The sequence below is a fragment of the Streptomyces sp. NBC_00012 genome (assembly GCF_045040875.1).
Lineage (GTDB): Bacteria > Actinomycetota > Actinomycetes > Streptomycetales > Streptomycetaceae > Streptomyces.
In genome coordinates, this window is the sequence record NZ_CP108311.1 from 95857 (window position 1) to 112242 (window position 16386).

13 protein-coding genes, 2 pseudogenes and 1 CRISPR repeat array (1 of these 16 only partly in view) are annotated in these 16386 nt (G+C 68.2%); of the genes and pseudogenes, 9 read left to right on the forward strand and 6 right to left on the reverse strand.

Features of this window, described 5'->3' with window-relative positions; translation table 11 throughout:
- The first annotated feature begins 446 nt into the window (after nt 1–446).
- The gene (locus tag OHA19_RS44900) at nt 447–1022 is read left to right on the forward strand and encodes a transcriptional regulator (protein ID WP_331734546.1); all 576 of its coding nucleotides are present in this window, start codon (nt 447–449) and stop codon (nt 1020–1022) included.
- Between the two features lie 437 nt (nt 1023–1459).
- Here OHA19_RS44900 and OHA19_RS44905 read toward each other — a convergent pair whose 3' ends face one another.
- The 3 genes and pseudogenes from OHA19_RS44905 to OHA19_RS44915 all read right to left on the reverse strand — a co-directional run bounded on the left by OHA19_RS44905 (nt 1460) and on the right by OHA19_RS44915 (nt 4017).
- Nucleotides 1460–1837 (reverse strand): DUF6233 domain-containing protein, encoded by a 378-nt coding sequence (locus tag OHA19_RS44905; protein ID WP_331734548.1) that lies wholly within the window; start codon nt 1835–1837, stop codon nt 1460–1462.
- A gap of 120 nt (nt 1838–1957) precedes the next feature.
- Nucleotides 1958–2194, reverse strand: coding sequence for a hypothetical protein (locus tag OHA19_RS44910; RefSeq protein ID WP_331734551.1), 237 nt, complete (start codon nt 2192–2194; stop codon nt 1958–1960).
- An 818-nt stretch (nt 2195–3012) separates the two neighbouring features.
- Nucleotides 3013–4017 (reverse strand): annotated as a pseudogene (locus OHA19_RS44915) (IS5 family transposase).
- Between the two features lie 865 nt (nt 4018–4882).
- On the opposite strand from OHA19_RS44915, the pseudogene OHA19_RS44920 reads away from it, so the two are divergent.
- Nucleotides 4883–5047: pseudogene (locus OHA19_RS44920) on the forward strand (site-specific integrase); the annotation flags it as partial.
- A gap of 106 nt (nt 5048–5153) precedes the next feature.
- Nucleotides 5154–5480, forward strand: a complete 327-nt coding sequence (locus tag OHA19_RS44925; RefSeq protein ID WP_331734552.1) for a helix-turn-helix transcriptional regulator — start codon at nt 5154–5156, stop codon at nt 5478–5480.
- 446 nt (nt 5481–5926) lie between these two features.
- Here OHA19_RS44925 and OHA19_RS44930 read toward each other — a convergent pair whose 3' ends face one another.
- A complete protein-coding gene (locus OHA19_RS44930) occupies nt 5927–6646 on the reverse strand; it encodes an IS6 family transposase (protein ID WP_331734831.1) in 720 nt (239 codons plus the stop codon).
- Nucleotides 6647–6701: 55 nt separating this feature from the next.
- Here OHA19_RS44930 and OHA19_RS44935 point away from each other — a divergent pair, with 55 nt between their 5' ends.
- Nucleotides 6702–6977: a helicase associated domain-containing protein gene (locus tag OHA19_RS44935; protein WP_331734559.1), complete on the forward strand. Its 276-nt coding sequence runs from the start codon at nt 6702–6704 to the stop codon at nt 6975–6977.
- A gap of 222 nt (nt 6978–7199) precedes the next feature.
- On the opposite strand, the gene OHA19_RS44940 is transcribed toward OHA19_RS44935, so the two are convergent.
- Nucleotides 7200–7445, reverse strand: coding sequence for a hypothetical protein (locus OHA19_RS44940; RefSeq protein ID WP_331734560.1), 246 nt, complete (start codon nt 7443–7445; stop codon nt 7200–7202).
- 615 nt (nt 7446–8060) lie between these two features.
- Between OHA19_RS44940 and OHA19_RS44945 the strand changes: the two genes are divergently transcribed.
- The 3 genes from OHA19_RS44945 to OHA19_RS44955 all read left to right on the forward strand — a co-directional run bounded on the left by OHA19_RS44945 (nt 8061) and on the right by OHA19_RS44955 (nt 12331).
- Nucleotides 8061–9311 (forward strand): IS701 family transposase, encoded by a 1251-nt coding sequence (locus OHA19_RS44945; RefSeq protein WP_405753552.1) that lies wholly within the window; start codon nt 8061–8063, stop codon nt 9309–9311.
- 431 nt (nt 9312–9742) lie between these two features.
- Nucleotides 9743–9970 carry a hypothetical protein gene (locus OHA19_RS44950; RefSeq protein WP_326605255.1) on the forward strand — a complete coding sequence of 76 codons (228 nt, stop codon included), beginning with the start codon at nt 9743–9745 and terminating at the stop codon, nt 9968–9970.
- 768 nt (nt 9971–10738) lie between these two features.
- On the forward strand, nt 10739–12331 hold the full coding sequence (locus OHA19_RS44955) for an ISL3 family transposase (RefSeq protein ID WP_331754044.1): 1593 nt from the start codon (nt 10739–10741) through the stop codon (nt 12329–12331).
- A gap of 40 nt (nt 12332–12371) precedes the next feature.
- On the opposite strand, the gene OHA19_RS44960 is transcribed toward OHA19_RS44955, so the two are convergent.
- Entirely contained in the window at nt 12372–12854 is a 483-nt protein-coding gene (locus OHA19_RS44960) for an Imm21 family immunity protein (protein WP_331734568.1), read from the reverse strand.
- A gap of 603 nt (nt 12855–13457) precedes the next feature.
- Between OHA19_RS44960 and OHA19_RS44965 the strand changes: the two genes are divergently transcribed.
- Together OHA19_RS44965 and OHA19_RS44970 are read left to right on the forward strand one after the other, a co-directional pair.
- On the forward strand, nt 13458–13649 hold the full coding sequence (locus tag OHA19_RS44965) for a hypothetical protein (RefSeq protein ID WP_331734570.1): 192 nt from the start codon (nt 13458–13460) through the stop codon (nt 13647–13649).
- 245 nt (nt 13650–13894) lie between these two features.
- Nucleotides 13895–14614: an IS6 family transposase gene (locus OHA19_RS44970; protein ID WP_331734831.1), complete on the forward strand. Its 720-nt coding sequence runs from the start codon at nt 13895–13897 to the stop codon at nt 14612–14614.
- 82 nt (nt 14615–14696) lie between these two features.
- Nucleotides 14697–16386: a CRISPR direct-repeat array (repeat unit 29 nt; unit sequence CGGCTCACCTCCGCTCGCGCGGAGAGCAC); it runs 1089 nt beyond the window's last position.

A 16386-nucleotide genomic window follows, 5' to 3' on the forward strand; every position in this document is an offset into this window, starting at 1 on the left:
CCGGCGGCCCACCAACTGCTGCGCGTCGGCCCGCGAACGGGGCTGAGGAGGCTTCGCGTGCGGCTTGGCGGAGTCGTGAGGATCGTAGGGGGTATCAGCGGTACTGATCTCGGGTGGTGTTGGCCGTGACGTTCAAAAGGCGTGGGGGCGTGGCTGGTGCCGGTGGCAGGTTCCGCCGCTCGGCCCTGGAGGGCCGAGCGGCTCCGGTACCTCCGTACCCCGTCCCGTAAGGCCCCGCATATCTCAGCTCCCTTTCTCGGGCCGGGGCAGGGCGGAAGGGGAGGGCTGTGCCATCGAGAAGGGGGCCGTGCGGCGTTCTGGGCGCTTCAGCTGTCAGGCAAGGCGTTGATCGCCAGAGGAAAGCTTCACATAACTGCTGATAGGCATGCATACAGTAGAATCTCAACTACCGTTTCAGGCAACGGAGTTGGACGGAAGGGTGCGAAGTGCCGGAGAGGAACATCGACTTCGGGAAGTTCGGCGCCCGGGGCATCAAGGGCAGCGACGCTGTCATCAGGCAGCTCGACGACCTCGCGGGCGGCATCGTCACCCCGGTCACCGTGAAGCGCGGCCTGATGGCCCGTCTGCACTACCTGACGAAGACCGACCACAGCCGTGCTGCCGCCAAGGATGCCGGCCTGACCGTGGCCGACCGGACGCTGCAGGCGTGGCTGGAGGGCAAGCGCCGGCCGTCGAAGGCCAACCTGGAACGCATCGACGCCGCCTACCGGACGGTGCGCCGCCGTAATGTGGCCCGGCATCTCCTGGCCCGTCTCAACCGTGACGGGCGCGGGACCAGGGTGGAGATCCACCCGCTGAACCAGTCGCAGGTGGCGAGGCCTCTGCAACGGGTGGTGGAGTACCGGACGATGAACGTCCGTGGCTGGAACCGCATCGTCGAGGCATGGGCGGCCGGTGACGACCAGAGTCTGGACGACGCATGGACCACCGACATCCTCCCGGACCTCGGTTCCCAGTGGGGGCAGTACGAGTACGTCACCAACATCGGCTTCGCCGCATAGCCTCGGCCGAAGCACTGCAACACGGCTACCCCGGCGGCCCCGGACGCCGTAGCCGTCGCCCAGGCCGAGCTCACCGTCGCGGTCGCCGCCGGGGTAGCGGATCTGCGCGAAACCCCGCCCGAGCCGATGAGCTCCAGCCCCTGGACCGCACTCCCGATGGCCCGTCCCGCCGGCCGGAGGGACGGCGGGACGGGCTGAGTCCCTGACCGGCAAGGTGAACGGCGCTGCTTCGCACCTGTGCGCCGCGCCATTCGATCCAGTGCGGGTCGTCGACAAGTTCCCAGGCATCATCGAGCCCGGCCCGCCTCAGGAATTCGACCAGGTCGCTGTCGTTACGGGCGAGCCCGACGACCTTCCCCTTGACGGCGACCCTCCGCCCGCCACAACGGGACAGGCCGTGGACGACTTCATCCCTCCAGCGTGCGCCGGACTGCTGCTCACAGCACTCCGAGCTCAGTGTCCGGTCGGCAGTGCGCGCACGCCCGGATCCCCTCGGCGAGAGCGGCGAGGGCCTGCTCGCGACTGATCGGCCGGTGACGCTTCCCGATGGCATAGCAGTACCCGGCATGCACCTCGATGGCGCGCGCGCCGAGGCCGATGCTGAGCTCCATCACCCACTCCGGGGCGGATGGCCGTCGCTCCTCACCCTGAAGCCGCTCAGCCTCCCGGCGCTCCTCGTCGGCGATCCAACGATCGGTCTGGGCAAGCTGCTGCTCCTGCACTCTTTTCAGGAAGCGCAGCATGACCAGGCGCGACGGATTATCGGACATAAGTTCGATTCTAGTCCTGTTGAGCCTGCCGTCGGCTTCGTCCATGGTCTGGATCCCGCCGCATCACCCGTCGGCGGGGCCATCTGCGGCCCGGCCCGGCTGTCACGGCGGCCCAGCACCGACACCCACCCCTTGGAACAGCGCCCGGGAGCGGGCGGACGTGTGTCAGCCGTCGCCTTCCGGCTCCGGGTGCAGGACAGCCTTCTTCACGGCCATCTCCAGCTCGGACCGGGATACTCCCGCGGCTTCGGTGTGCGCGGTCACCGCGGCCTGGAACTTCGCCGCAGCCTCACGCCACGCGGCCCAGCCTTCTGCGGTGTACGGCTCGGCGCGCGCCTTCTCCTGTTCCGCGACGGCGGAACGTTCCAGCATGATCAGATCTTCAGGGATATCGATTGCCACGGCCGGATTGTAAAGGGCGTCACTGACAATCGACCGGAGCCGCGCAGGTCAGGACGCTGCGACGACATCCGCCCGGACTGCGGCTCCCCCCCACCCGTAGCCGCTGATACCCCACCTCACCCTCTGCCGGCAGCAGCACAGCGCACGGATGTCCAGCCGACCGCGGATCGGCCCCGCCGGCGGCAGGGCGGTGTGGTGGTCAGCCGATCCCGGCATGTTCGCTATCACCCGGGGCAGCATCGCGTGTACGGGCAGCGATGCGATATGGCCTCGTCCCGTTGATCACGTCGACCAGCATCGGGCCCTTGCCTTCAAGGGCTGCGGGTGCCGGCTGCCGTGCTGGCGGGTGGTCACATCTGAAAGATGGGCTGGCCCTGCGGAACGTGCGAAGTGGCCGCAGGGCCGTCCCGGGAGCACCGTCCTGTCAGGGCGCTCATGTCCGACCGTACGAGCAGCAGTGGTTCACCGCCCGGCGAGCTGATGCACGCGTGCTCACCCCGGCCACGGGTGCAGTCACGATGAGCCCGCATCCGCTTTCGCACGCCGCGACCGTCAGCGTTCCTGGAGCCGCTCAAGGAGGCATCCAAGACCATGCACCGGCTCGGTGTGAAGGCGTTCCACCACGGCCCGCACCCGGATTCCGGCCGCCTCCAGTCGTACTTCAGGGCCGGGGACGTGCGCGACGCGCTACCTTCAGCAGTTGAAGGGGCGGGTACATCGGCATCCGTCCGAGCAGCCTGATCCGGGACAGCTGACGTTTCCCGTCGGCGAGACGACGCCGAAGGCGACGGTCGTCTAGGGCCTGTGTGAGGTCGCGATCATCCTGTCGTGGGCAGGAGGTCGTTGATCCAGTGGAGGCCCGTAGGTGGAGCCCGGCGTCGTAGCTCTCGGGGGTCTTGTCGTAGCGGGTCGCGATGCCGCGCCAGGCTTTCAGTTTGTTGATCACGCGCTCGACGGTGTTGCGGTCCTTGTAGAGCTCTGCGTCGTGGGTGACGGGCCGGCCGCCTCTGCTGCCTCGGTTCTTCCGGTGGGCGGCCTGGTCCTTCTTCTCCGGGATGACGGACTTGATTCCGCGTTTGCGCAGGTGAGCGCGGTTGGCGCGGGAGGAGTACGCCTTGTCGCCGGCCACGGCAGCGGGCCGTGTGCGCGGGCGGCCGACAGGCAGCCGGACGCGGACCTTCTGCAGCACCGGGATGAATTGCGGGCTGTCGGCGGCCTGTCCAGCGGTCACTACGATCGCCAGTGGGCGGCACTTACGGTCAGCGGCACGGCGAGATGGACCTTGCAGGTCAGCCCGCCCCTGGACCTGCCGAGCAGGGCGTGCTTCAGGCGGGCCCGGCGTCTGCGCCGGAGACGTCGCCGTTCCTCGCGGCCGGGATCGTCCTGGTCTCCCTGCCCGCTTTGTTCCTCGATACCGCCCCCTTTGACCGGGCCTGCTCCTGTTCCCGGGCGGCCTTCTCCAGGGCTTCCATGACCTGTGGGTCGATACGCATCCCGGCGGCGTCGTGATGCGCGCGAGCGGTCGTGGAATCCACGCTGACCAGCGACAGGTCCACCTTCCCCTGCCGGGCGGCCTCGGCGATCACGCCTTCCAGCAGGGCGGTGAAGACGCCCGCGTCCCGCCAGACGCGGAAGCGCCCGTAGACGGTCGACCAGGGGCCGAACGCGTCGGGCATCTCCCGCCACTGGCCACCGGACCGGAAGCGCCAGATCACTCCCTCGAACTGGTCACGCAGCCTCGCCGGGTAGGGGCCGTACTCGCCGATCGGCAGGTACGGCTCGATGAGCTTCCACTGGTCATCGGTGAGTTGTCGGCGTGTCACACACGGCGTTCTACCGCGCCCAGCCCCAGCACGGCAGCGAAATACGAATATTGATCACGACCTCACACGCGCCCTAGTGCTGCGACCGCATCCGGACGCACGTCAGCCCTGGCTGGACCTGTTAGCTCCAATAGGTCCAACTGGGGCTGATCTGTGCAGGGTCAGGTTTCGCGGTTCCCGCGTCGCCGGTCCCGGCAGCGGCCGCACAGCGGGTTCTCTGGGGGAGGTGGTGTGGTGCGAGGCGGCTGGGGGTCTGTTCGGGCAGCTCAGCGCGCGGAGCGCCAACGGTAGTCGGTGCAACAGGTGTGGTGCCATCGCCGGTTCGGGTGACTCAGGGGATCGGCCGTCGCCTGGATCGCCAACCGGGACAACCCGAACACCGCGACGAACCGCGACTCCCACTGGCTGTTCCCCGGCCGACGCGCCGGCCAGCCGCTGCATCCCTTCACTCTCGCCGCGCTGGTCAACGACCTCGGTGTCCCCACGACCGCCAGCCGGGCCGCAGCGATCCGCCAGCAGGTCCTGGAGATGCCGGCCCCGCCGATGCCCTCGGCTACCACCAGGTCACCACGCCCGCCTCACGTCCGAGGCCGGAGGAACCTGGAGCCGATACGCCCCCAGCGACCACACACGGTCACCAGCAGGGTGGACTCCACGGAGAACTGGCGAGAGCTGAATAGGCGAGCCCACCAGTGTGCGACATCCCGCGAGTTCCCCTGAGCCCCGCTGAGTCTCTGTCCCTGTGGCCAGGGGGTTCTTCCTCCTTCGAGTGTTCTGCTGTCTCGTGACGTAACTTCGGGATTCTTGAAGCGTTCTCATCTCGTCCGACCGATCCGCAGTCGGGCCGAAGGTGAGGAGGCTCGGGTTGGCGGCGCTGGCAGTCGTACGGGACCTGCGTGAGCACTGGGCGCCCGCCTCGGCGGAGGAGCTGGAGCGGTTCGAGACCGACGCGCTGTCCGGGTTCGTCCTCGCACGGGCCTCGGCGGGCCTGGCGGACGGCACCATCCGCGGGGACGTCGGGCACTTGGAAGGACCAGAACCACGATGCGATACGTCCACGTCCAGCAGACCCGGGTCGAGGACGCCTGGGCCGCCGGGACCGAGCGGGCCGCGAAGCGGCTGGAAGGGCTGATCCGATGAGGTGGAACCTGCGGCTGACCGCCGCGAACAAGGGTATCTGGAAGGCATCCGAGCTCCAGCGGGGCCTGGCCGAGCACGGGCTGGTGATCTCGGCGGGAAAGATGTCCGGGCTGTGGTCCGGACAGCCGGTCTCCCTCAAGCTGGAGGATCTGGATGTCATCTGCGTCGTTCTCGGCTGCGAGATCGGCGACCTGCTGATCCCCGAACCGGACAAGGTCACCCGCCCCGGCGAGGAGGCTGGCCAGCAGGCTGTCGCCGTCGGTGCCTCCGCGCCTGCGGTGCTGCCGCGGCGGCGGGACGGCCGGTCCCTGCCGCCGCAGTGACGAGGCGGTCGGCGCGAGGACGGTAACTCCATGTTGGAGCCAAAGAGTTGCCCACACTGCCTGGGCTGGGGACTGCTGTTCATACGGTGCTGCGGAGGATGCTCCTCCTTCGCCCGCCCCGGTTCGGACGGCCGGTGTACCGGCTGCACCGGATACGGCCCGCTGCGGAAGGGATACTGCCGGCTGTGCTGGTGCCAAGCGCGTACGGACGCCGCGGCCACCGGGGCCAGGGCGGAGTCGTTGCTGCCGGCACTGCGGTATCACCAGCTGTTCTTCGCGCACGCCGAGGTGTTGGTGGGCGAGCAGGCCACGGGTGGTCTCGATGGCGACCGGGATCGGGGCGTCTTCGGTGTCACCGTGCTCGGCGAGCGGCGTTGTCACGTTGTTGGGTGTGTGGGTGTCTGACTGTGCGTCGAGGTGTGGTGGGGCCGGGTGCCGGCCTGGGCTCAGGCCGCGGTAGGTCGGCCGGTGACGCCGGTGATCTGCTCCCAGGTGGTGAAGCGGATGGTCATTTCGGCTCGGTGTTCGGATGCGGTCATCAGGTGGCGTCGGGGCCGGAAGTGGGGTGAGATGCCGCTGAACGCGGACAGGAACCGCTGGGCCCCGCCCACGCTGCGGAAGCCCTTCATGGCCCGTTCGCGTTGCCTCGTCGGCTGGTGACTGTTCTCGGCCCGGTTGTTCAATCCCTTGTGGGAGCGGTGCTCCACCGAGGGCATGACCTCGCGGTGGGCGGCGCCGTAGGAACGCAGCCTGTCGGTGACGACCACTCGCGGCACCCCGCCCGTCGTCGTCATCAGCCTGCGGAAGAAGCGCCTGGCCGCGGCCGTGTCCCGCCGCTTCTGCACCAGGATGTCCAGGACATTGCCGTCCTGGTCGACAGCCCGCCACAGATACTTCTGCTCACCGTTGATCTTGATGAAGACCTCGTCCAGATGCCACTTGTCCCCCGGCCGTGGCTGTCGGCGGCGCAGCGCGTTGGCGTACGCCTGCCCGAACTTCAGACACCAGCGGCGCACGGTCTCGTGGGACACGATGACACCGCGCTCGAGCATCAGCTCCTCGACTTCACGGAAACTGAGCGGGAACCGGAAGTACAGCCACACACAGTGCGCGATGATCTCGACCGGGTACCGGTGCCCCCTGTACGACGGCGACACGCTCCCCACGGACGATCCCCCTCCACCATGATCAACCCGAGGATCCTCCCACGCCACCGCCAACGTGACAGCGCCGTGGATCCTGGAGAACACCCTCGAGATCACACCGGCCGAGGAGGACGAGCGGCCGGTGAAACGGACGCAGGATGCGAAGTGGGCGCTCAACCTCGCGGCGGCACAGCAGTTCCACGCCCGGGAAGGACACCTACGCGTGCCCCGGAAGCACGCCGAGGAGCTGGAGACGGAGGACGGCTCGACAGGCCGTCAGGGCAGCGCTGGAGACAACTCAGGGCCTTCGCCGAAGGGTGGCCCCGGAAACCACCCACGCAGCCGTGAGTGACTCCCGAGCCGTCGAAAAACTCCCGTTCCCGAGGCCCACGCCTGCGCGCTGCCCGATCTGCGACTCGACAACGCCCGCAAACGTGCCGCGAAACTCCCCCAACAACGCCGGACAGACCTCGATCAGCTCGGGATGCGCTGGTAGGCGGGGAGCGTGTGAGGGCGGCGCCCCGCCCTGCCGCCGCAGTCTGCCAGCTCATGCCGTGCTGGTCGGGGATCGGGCTCAGCTTTTGATGAGCTGGCCAAGGGCGATCAGCGCGCTGACAATCCCGGCGATTTCTACGAATACGGTCAATGCTGGACGTTTTGCCTCATCTGCTGATGCCTCATCCATCCAGTCATAGATGTGCGAACCGGCGATCAGGCCGATAGCGAGAGCGCCGAACCTGAACCCCTCCGACCACAGGAATGCGATAAACGCCCCGAGGAGGAAGCACAACACCAAACCTAACGCCTGGCGGTCGGTCATGCCGTCGCCCCTCTCCCTACGTGCCCGGCAGCCGCTGACAGTTCTGCCGAAAACTCAACAACGGCGGGCCTCTTCCCGCTTGGTTGGTATCGCGGACCAGTGAAACTGCGCGGTACCAACCAACCTGCGCAACCGGACCCGGAGCTAGGAACTCCGCAGGTCAGACCACTGGCCCACTCCGTGCTCTGCGCAGATTCAGTGAGCCAGCACAGCCACTAACCCGCTCAGCCAACCTGCACAACCCCAGGTCACAAGCGCGACCACTGTGCAGATTCACTGACCCGTGACAGCTGATACCGAACTCCCCGGCGCAGTACTTTGCCCACGAGGCATGGCCGAGCGGTGCCCAGACCCGGGCGGCGTGCGCGTCACGGACACGGGCCGCGAGGACGCCGACCGACCGCCGGACATCATCCATCGCCTCCCGCAGCCCTGCCGTCACCACACGCGCGCCGACAGCGTCCAGGGGCACCGGCGCCGGTACGGCGGACTCGCCCTGTTCCACGTCGCGCTCGCCCATACCTCCATTGTCCTAGTAGTGCTTGGTCAGGTCGGCTGTGGTGGTGCGTGTCTGTTGGGTTCGGGTGGCGTTGTGAGTGTGTGACTCCGGACGAGATTGCGGCGGTGCGTGGTGAGTTGGAAGCGTTCGCGGTGGAGGTGTTCGAGCCGTTCGCGCGGAAGGACCAGCGTCGGTGGGGGCAGGTCTACCTGCGGGGGCTGCTGATCGACGGTCGGCGCAAGTCGGTCGAGCCGATGGCGGCCCGGCTGGGTGAGGACGGGAATCGGCAGGCGCTGGCCAACTTCGTGACCACCAGTCCGTGGGATCCGGCGCATGTGCGAGCCAGGGTGGCCTGGCGGATGGAGGCCGCGATCGGGCCGTCCGCGCTCATTTTCGACGACACGGGGTTCCTGAAGGACGGGACCGCTTCGGCGTGTGTGTCGCGGCAGTACACCGGCACGGCGGGCAAGGTCACCAACTGCCAGGTCGGCGTCTCGCTGCATCTCGCCCATGACCACGCCTCGGCGGCGGTCAACTGGCGGCTGTTCCTGCCCGAGACGTGGGACCCCGACTCGCCGAAGGCCGACCCGGACAAAACCGGCCGCCGTGCCGTCTGCCAGATCCCCGAGGACGTCGGGCACGTGGAGAAGTGGCAGCTGGCCCTGGACATGCTGGATGAGACCCGCTCGTGGGGCATCGAGGTGCCGCTGGCCATCGCGGACGCCGGATACGGCGACGCCGCCGCGTTCCGGCACGGGGTGCAGGCCCGCGGCCTGAACTACGTGGTGGGGATCTCCACCACGCTGTCGGCCCAGCCCGACGACGCGGCGCCGGTGACCGAGCCGTACTCCGGGACCGGACGCCCGCCGGTGGCGAAGTACCCGGACAAGCCGCAGTCGGTGAAAGAGCTGGTGGTCGCCGCTGGCCGGAAGGCGGCCAGGCCCGTGCAATGGCGGGAGGGTTCCCGGCCCGGCACGGGCCGCTCCGGAGTGAAACGGATGTACTCCCGGTTCGTGGCCCTGCGGATCCGGCCTGCCGGACGCGAGGTCCGGCAGGCCACCGACGGCCCGGAGCTGCCCGTGTGCTGGCTGCTGGCCGAGTGGCCCGCCGGTGAGAGCGAGCCGGTCCAGTTCTGGCTGTCCGACCTGCCCGCCGACACTGCGCTGACCACCCTGGTCCGGCTCGCCAAGCTCCGCTGGCGGATCGAGCACGACTACCGGGAGATGAAGCAGGCCCTGGGCCTGGCCCACTTCGAGGGCCGGACCTGGGCCGGCTGGCACCACCACGTCACCCTCGTGTCCGCCGCGCACGCTTTCTGCACCCTGCAGCGGCTGGCCCGGGCCCCAAAAGACGCGGCGCCGGCCTGAGCCTCTACCAAGTCGTCCGCGAACTGCAGACCCTGCTCGCGATCTGGACCGGCGCCTGCCCCACCTGCCACCGCGACATACCCGCCCCAATACCGACCTGACCAAGCACTACTAGCAATCAGCAGGAAACCGACCACCACACCCCGGCAAAAACGGCAGTCAGACATCGGCATTCGCTGTCAGAACCCAGCACCCCGCACCAACAGACAGAACATCCCACCAAACCACTGACAAAACGACGCCGAACCCGGACCGACAGAACGGCGCCGATCACCAGCCCTCCGACAACTGCGGCCGCCCCTGACCGGCCCGGCAGGCCCCGCACCCGACAACACTGTCACCCGAATGGCCCAACATGACGTGCCACCCACATGGGTGAAGATCAAGCTGGCTAGTGCCCCAACCGAGGCAATCTGTGAAAGGCGAACCAAATGCGCATTCGACGAATCCTCGCCGCAGTCTTCGCCACGGCAGCCCTCGCCGGACTCGGCCTCACAGGCGCCGCCACCGCCACCGCCGGCAGCGTCACCCCGGCCAGCGTCACCCCGGCCAGCGTCACCCCGGGTGAGTGCACAGACGGCGGCGGAACGATCGATCGGTCGACGCCCGTGCTCCCGACCTGCAGGGGTGGTATGTACGACGGGCAGACGGTCGACTAAACCCCACTAGGACCCGTTGCGAAAGTGGATCGGCGCCCCGCAGCCACGCGTTGCGGGGCGACTCCCTCGCGAGCGTTCTCCCTCGGCTGACGGCTCAACGTACCTGGGAGGCGTGACGATCGCACACGGGCCCGATGAGGTCGGCGGGAGCGGCTTTGGGCTGGAGCTGCCATGGGGCGAGAGATTGGGGCCCGTACGCTGGTCGCGAATCGGGCAGTCTCTAGGGCAGCAGCCTGTCCGGCCACACCCGGGACCACCTCGACGCAGTCGCTGCCGAACTCAACAGCCGCCCACGCAAGGCGCTCGGCTGGGAAACCCCAGCCGAGCGCCTGTCTAAACTGCTCGCCACCACACGTCGGTGATCACGTGTTGCAACGACCCCTGGAATTCGCCGACCGCCGGGCCCTTCGCGAACGTCTTCCGGACTGATCCCGGCACAGCGCAAGGCCCGCCACGAATACGAGAACCGCGTCGATGCCCTTGCGCCCGCTGCCGGGTCTGATCAATCTCAACGCCAACCACGGCTCGGTTCATCCTCGGAGCCGGAGACCGGCACGATGCGGGGCCGAGCGTTCGCGGCGCCGTCATTTCTCGGTTCTGGCACAGATCTTGGGGAGCGGTCGCTGAGCGTCACCTTGGTGTTCGATTGTGAGGGGCTGGGTCGCGTGAGACCGCGTACGCCTGGTCGTCCGGTAGCCAAAAATGACGCTCCGTCAAGTCTTTGGTCGTCTCTGCCGTGGTCGGCCGTGAACGGTGATCGTGCTGGTCATGCAAACCGATGCATCATTCTGGGACTCGCTCGTGTTCGACGGTATCGACGAGGTGGACGTCGAAGCGGTGACCGCTGTCTTCGGCACAGTCGAGGTGGTGGCGAGAGGCCGGGTGGCCGGGGCGGAGTGTCCCGACTGCGGCCGCTTCTCAAACCGGGTGCACGACCGCTATCACCGCAGGTTGAAGGATCTTCCGCTCGCTGAGCAGGGCTTCGTGATCCGGTTGATGGTCCGGCGTTTCATCTGTAGGGCGGCGGACTGTCCGCGCCGGACGTTCGCCGAGCCGTTCTCACGGTTGGCCGCCCCGTACGCACGGTTCACCACTCGGCTCAACCACGCCCTGGAGCGAGTAGGGCTCGCCCTGGCCGGGCGAGCCGGCGCCCGGCTGGCCGCCCAGCTGGGCTTCGGCGCGGGAAGGATGACCTTGCTGCGCAGGGTCATGGCATTGCCCGATCCGCAGTTCAGCACGCCGCGTGTGCTGGGCGTGGACGACTTCGCGATCCGCCGCGGGCAGACCTACTCCACCGTCTTGACCTGCGTGGAAGCCCATCGCGTGGTCGATGTGCTCCCGACGCGTGAAGCCGGGCCGCTGGCCGCGTGGCTGATCCGTCACCCCGGCGTGGAGATCATCTGCCGGGACCGATCCGGCGCCTACGCCGAAGGTGCCCGGCGCGGTGCCCCCGATGCCCTGCAGGTCGCTGACCGGTTCCATCTGTGGCAGGGCCTCGGCCGGGCCGTGGAGACCTGCGTCGCCGCCCACCGCGACTGCCTGCGCAGCCCGTCGCCCAGCGGCACACTGCTGGAGGCGATCAGCCCAGAGTCCAGTCGGCCGCAGGACGACTGCGAACCCATCGGCCGGCGGGCCGAGCGCAAGAAGGCCGCACACGCCCTGGTCCACCAGATGCTCACCCAAGGCCACTCACGCCGGGCGATCGCCCGGCACCTGGGCTGGGGCCTCAACACCGTGCTCCGGTACGCGACCGCCGCACGCTGGCAGGACACCATCCGCGAGAACCGGCCCCGGTCCAGCAGGCTGGACCCCTACAAGCCCTACCTGGAACGGCGATTTGCCGAGGGATGCACCAGCGTCACCCACCTCCACCGTGAACTCCTCGCCGACAACGCGCCCGTCACCTACCAGATGGTTCGCGCCCACATCGCCACTTTGCGCACGGCTCCGGCCAGCGCGCCGCCGCGGCCTCCGACAGTGCGGCAGGTAACCGGCTGGCTCACCCGTCACCCCACGGCCCTGACCGAGGAGGAACGTACCGCCCTGAAGAATGTCCTGGCTCGCTGTCCCGAACTGGACGTGGCCGCCGGGCATGTCCGTGGCTTCGGAGAGTTACTCACGGGCCGCCTCGGCGCCATGCTCCCTGCCTGGATCGACGCGGTCGAGGCCAGCCAACTACCCGGCCTCACCGGCTTCGCACTTCACCTGCTCCGTGACCGCGACGCCGTGACAGCCGGCCTCACCTTGGACTGGAGTTCCGGCAGCATCGAAGGCGCCGTGAACCGCATCAAGAAGATCAAGAGGCAGCTCTACGGGCGAGCCGGATTCGAACTCCTACGCAAGATGATCCTGCTTCAGTGACCCTCAGCCACGACTCCCCAGGATCTGTACCAACGTCGGGTCAGGCCAGCTCGACAAATCGGTGGACACGAAAGGACGTCAGGTGATCGGGTTCGACGCTTGCCGAGTCCACCCGGTAGCGGCCAGCACCGAGTTCGAGAGCGGTGCTGGCCGTGAGTGTCCCTACTTCGGTGCCGAAGTAGGCGGCGTCGAACATGACGAGCTCGCCAGTAGTGCTCAGTTCAGGCCCTTCCTCCCACTCTGCGGTGAGAAGTCCAACCCGGATGATGTCAGCGACACCTTCCTCGCTCTCCGCGTAGCACCAGCGGACGAGGACTCGGTACTCAGGAAGGTAGGCGGTGGACAGAGGTTCGTCCCCGAGGACGAGCGCCTCGGCTCCGTCGGCCAGTGCGAGGACTCCAACGAGATCCATCACCTCGCAAGCCCGGTCGTAGTCGCCCTCCGTTCCCGACCAGTGCACCAGCGCGGAGCGTGGAACCACGATGAACGGGCCGCCCTCCGTCTCCAGCCACGTCAAAGACACGCCGCCTCCAGCTTCAGGATCTCAGTTTCGTGGCGACAGCGTATGTGCCGGGTCGGACAGGGCGGCCTCATGCCTGTGGTGGTCGGGGTGCGCGGTGACGGGCCCGAGGTCCGCGACTATCCCTTGCAATCGAACGATGCCGTCACCCTCCGCGATCGCTCCCCAAGATCTGTGCCAGAACCCATTTCTCATCAACATTCACGATCCGAGTGATCGCCATCTGGCTCCGGAACGCGTCGACAAACGCTGCTCCCAGAAATCAACGAAGCCAACCAGAGGACCGACGACTTCGACGCGGCCCGGGACAGGCTCCGGGAGAAAGGCCCTGCACACCCGGGCACGAGGCCGCACACAGACGGCCCCGACACCCACGCCCGTGGCAGCGGACGCAAACTCATCCAGCAGGTACAGCAGATCGGGCACCCGCTCCACGCAGGGCTCCTCGCTGCCCAACTCCTCAGCCACACAGACCAGGCCGAACAACTCGCCGCCGTCCGGCTCGCAGACCTCGCACCCGACGCCACCGCCCTCGCCCTCCCCCGCCGGCCGTACCGGCCCACCAGCACACGCCACTGGCACCCCGTCCCCACATGGGCGCAGCCGTTGCTGATCGCCGCGCGGGCCTGGCACTACCTCAACGGTCACCACCACCCCAGCAGGCACCTGTTCCAGCACACCAACTTCCACCACCACAACCAACTCACCGAGACTGCCGCAGCATCAGGAATCACGCCCGCCATCAGCATCCTGACCGGCGACCCCGCATGGCCAACTCCGGCCACACCACCCCGCTGACCAGCACGAACACCCCCACCCCTCATAGCGATCAGCAGCAAACCGACCACCACACCCCGCAAAAACGACAGTCACTCATCGGCATCCACTGTCAGAACCCAGCACCCCGCACCACCAGCCAGGACACCCCACCAAACCACTGACAAAACAATGACGAACACCCACCGACAAAACGACACGGCGCTGTCACGTTGGCGGTGGCGTGGGAGGATCCTCGGGTTGATCATGGTGGAGGGGGATCGTCCGTGGGGAGCGTGTCGCCGTCGTACAGGGGGCACCGGTACCCGGTCGAGATCATCGCGCACTGTGTGTGGCTGTACTTCCGGTTCCCGCTCAGTTTCCGTGAAGTCGAGGAGCTGATGCTCGAGCGCGGTGTCATCGTGTCCCACGAGACCGTGCGCCGCTGGTGTCTGAAGTTCGGGCAGGCGTACGCCAACGCGCTGCGCCGCCGACAGCCACGGCCGGGGGACAAGTGGCATCTGGACGAGGTCTTCATCAAGATCAACGGTGAGCAGAAGTATCTGTGGCGGGCTGTCGACCAGGACGGCAATGTCCTGGACATCCTGGTGCAGAAGCGGCGGGACACGGCCGCGGCCAGGCGCTTCTTCCGCAGGCTGATGACGACGACGGGCGGGGTGCCGCGAGTGGTCGTCACCGACAGGCTGCGTTCCTACGGCGCCGCCCACCGCGAGGTCATGCCCTCGGTGGAGCACCGCTCCCACAAGGGATTGAACAACCGGGCCGAGAACAGTCACCAGCCGACGAGGCAACGCGAACGGGCCATGAAGGGCTTCCGCAGCGTGGGCGGGGCCCAGCGGTTCCTGTCCGCGTTCAGCGGCATCTCACCCCACTTCCGGCCCCGACGCCACCTGATGACCGCATCCGAACACCGAGCCGAAATGACCATCCGCTTCACCACCTGGGAGCAGATCACCGGCGTCACCGGCCGACCTACCGCGGCCTGAGCCCAGGCCGGCACCCGGCCCCACCACGCCTCGACGCACAGTCAGACACCCACACACCCAACAACGTGACAACGCCCGCGGGCGGCTCACCTCCGCTCGCGCGGAGAGCACCCATCAGTCAACCTCATCATGAACGGGTATTCCGGCTCACCTCCGCTCGCGCGGAGAGCACGTTATCGTCCCCCTCGAAGCAGAGGGATCGGCCGGCTCACCTCCGCTCGCGCGGAGAGCACCCGTAAGAAGCCCCGCCGGGTGTCCGGCGGGGCGGCTCACCTCCGCTCGCGCGGAGAGCACATCATGCTCGCGCTCCTCATCGTCTTCATCGCCGGCTCACCTCCGCTCGCGCGGAGAGCACCCTCGAAGCGTCCGTCCTTTTCACGGGCGGGGCGGCTCACCTCCGCTCGCGCGGAGAGCACGGCCAGACCGTCAGCGACCGGGCCCACTTCGGCGGCTCACCTCCGCTCGCGCGGAGAGCACGGACGGGCCCCATACCGGGAGCTCCCAGCGGGCGGCTCACCTCCGCTCGCGCGGAGAGCACCTGTGACCGAGGAGCCAGGCCGATGACTGCCCCGGCTCACCTCCGCTCGCGCGGAGAGCACTGCGGTGGCGCGAAGGGCGGGTGGTCAGGCGGCGGCTCACCTCCGCTCGCGCGGAGAGCACGCCGGAGCAGCCTTATCGCACACCTTGATCGTCGGCTCACCTCCGCTCGCGCGGAGAGCACGAGTCGTTGATGTTGTAGGCCTCCCCATCGAGGGGCTCACCTCCGCTCGCGCGGAGAGCACGGCCTAATCGTCCCTCAGCGCCCCAAGGGATACGGCTCACCTCCGCTCGCGCGGAGAGCACTTGAAGTACGAGCCGCTGCGCTTGTGCAGGATCGGCTCACCTCCGCTCGCGCGGAGAGCACTGCTCGATGGGGCGGGACCAACCCGCATGCGACGGCTCACCTCCGCTCGCGCGGAGAGCACCCGGTACATGGACCGCGCCTGATCGATGACGACGGCTCACCTCCGCTCGCGCGGAGAGCACTCCAGCCGTCTGCACCCGCTCAAGCGACCCGGCGGCTCACCTCCGCTCGCGCGGAGAGCACTAGAGCTGGGCAATCGGCTCGGCGCGAAGCCGCGGCTCACCTCCGCTCGCGCGGAGAGCACAGCTGGTAGCGGTGGATGCCGTCGCCCGGGTCCGGCTCACCTCCGCTCGCGCGGAGAGCACACCCACATCCACATGGGCATGCCGACCACGTACGGCTCACCTCCGCTCGCGCGGAGAGCACCGCTCGAACCGCTTCCAGAAGTGGTCCAGGTGCGGCTCACCTCCGCTCGCGCGGAGAGCACTTGTTCCCGGCCTCCCAGATGTCGACGTCCGGCGGCTCACCTCCGCTCGCGCGGAGAGCACCGTGCCGACTTGAGGTCGGCGGACTCCTGGGCCGGCTCACCTCCGCTCGCGCGGAGAGCACGCCATGACCGACCGGGCGGCTTCCTCGTCGTTCGGCTCACCTCCGCTCGCGCGGAGAGCACGCGCTGGCGGTGGCGGCCTTCTTCTCCTCGGCCGGCTCACCTCCGCTCGCGCGGAGAGCACGCGGGCCGTCGTCTCCAGGATCGCGTCCCACGCGGCTCACCTCCGCTCGCGCGGAGAGCACGAAGGTCGACGCACCCTCGCCTTCGACCTCTACGGCTCACCTCCGCTCGCGCGGAGAGCACAGCACGCGGGAGTCGAAGTACACATCGACCTCCGGCTCACCTCCGCTCGCGCGGAGAGCACGACTGCTGGTTTTG

What these genes read in the sequence shown, in the direction of transcription:
- OHA19_RS44940 (WP_331734560.1), bottom strand. Translation starts at nt 7,445, where the DNA reads ATGACCGACCGCCAGGCGTTAGGTTTGGTGTTGTGCTTCCTCCTCGGG.
- OHA19_RS44905 (WP_331734548.1), bottom strand. Translation starts at nt 1,837, where the DNA reads ATGGACGAAGCCGACGGCAGGCTCAACAGGACTAGAATCGAACTTATG.
- OHA19_RS44925 (WP_331734552.1), top strand. Translation starts at nt 5,154, where the DNA reads ATGAGGTGGAACCTGCGGCTGACCGCCGCGAACAAGGGTATCTGGAAG.
- OHA19_RS44955 (WP_331754044.1), top strand. Translation starts at nt 10,739, where the DNA reads ATGCAAACCGATGCATCATTCTGGGACTCGCTCGTGTTCGACGGTATC.
- OHA19_RS44950 (WP_326605255.1), top strand. Translation starts at nt 9,743, where the DNA reads ATGCGCATTCGACGAATCCTCGCCGCAGTCTTCGCCACGGCAGCCCTC.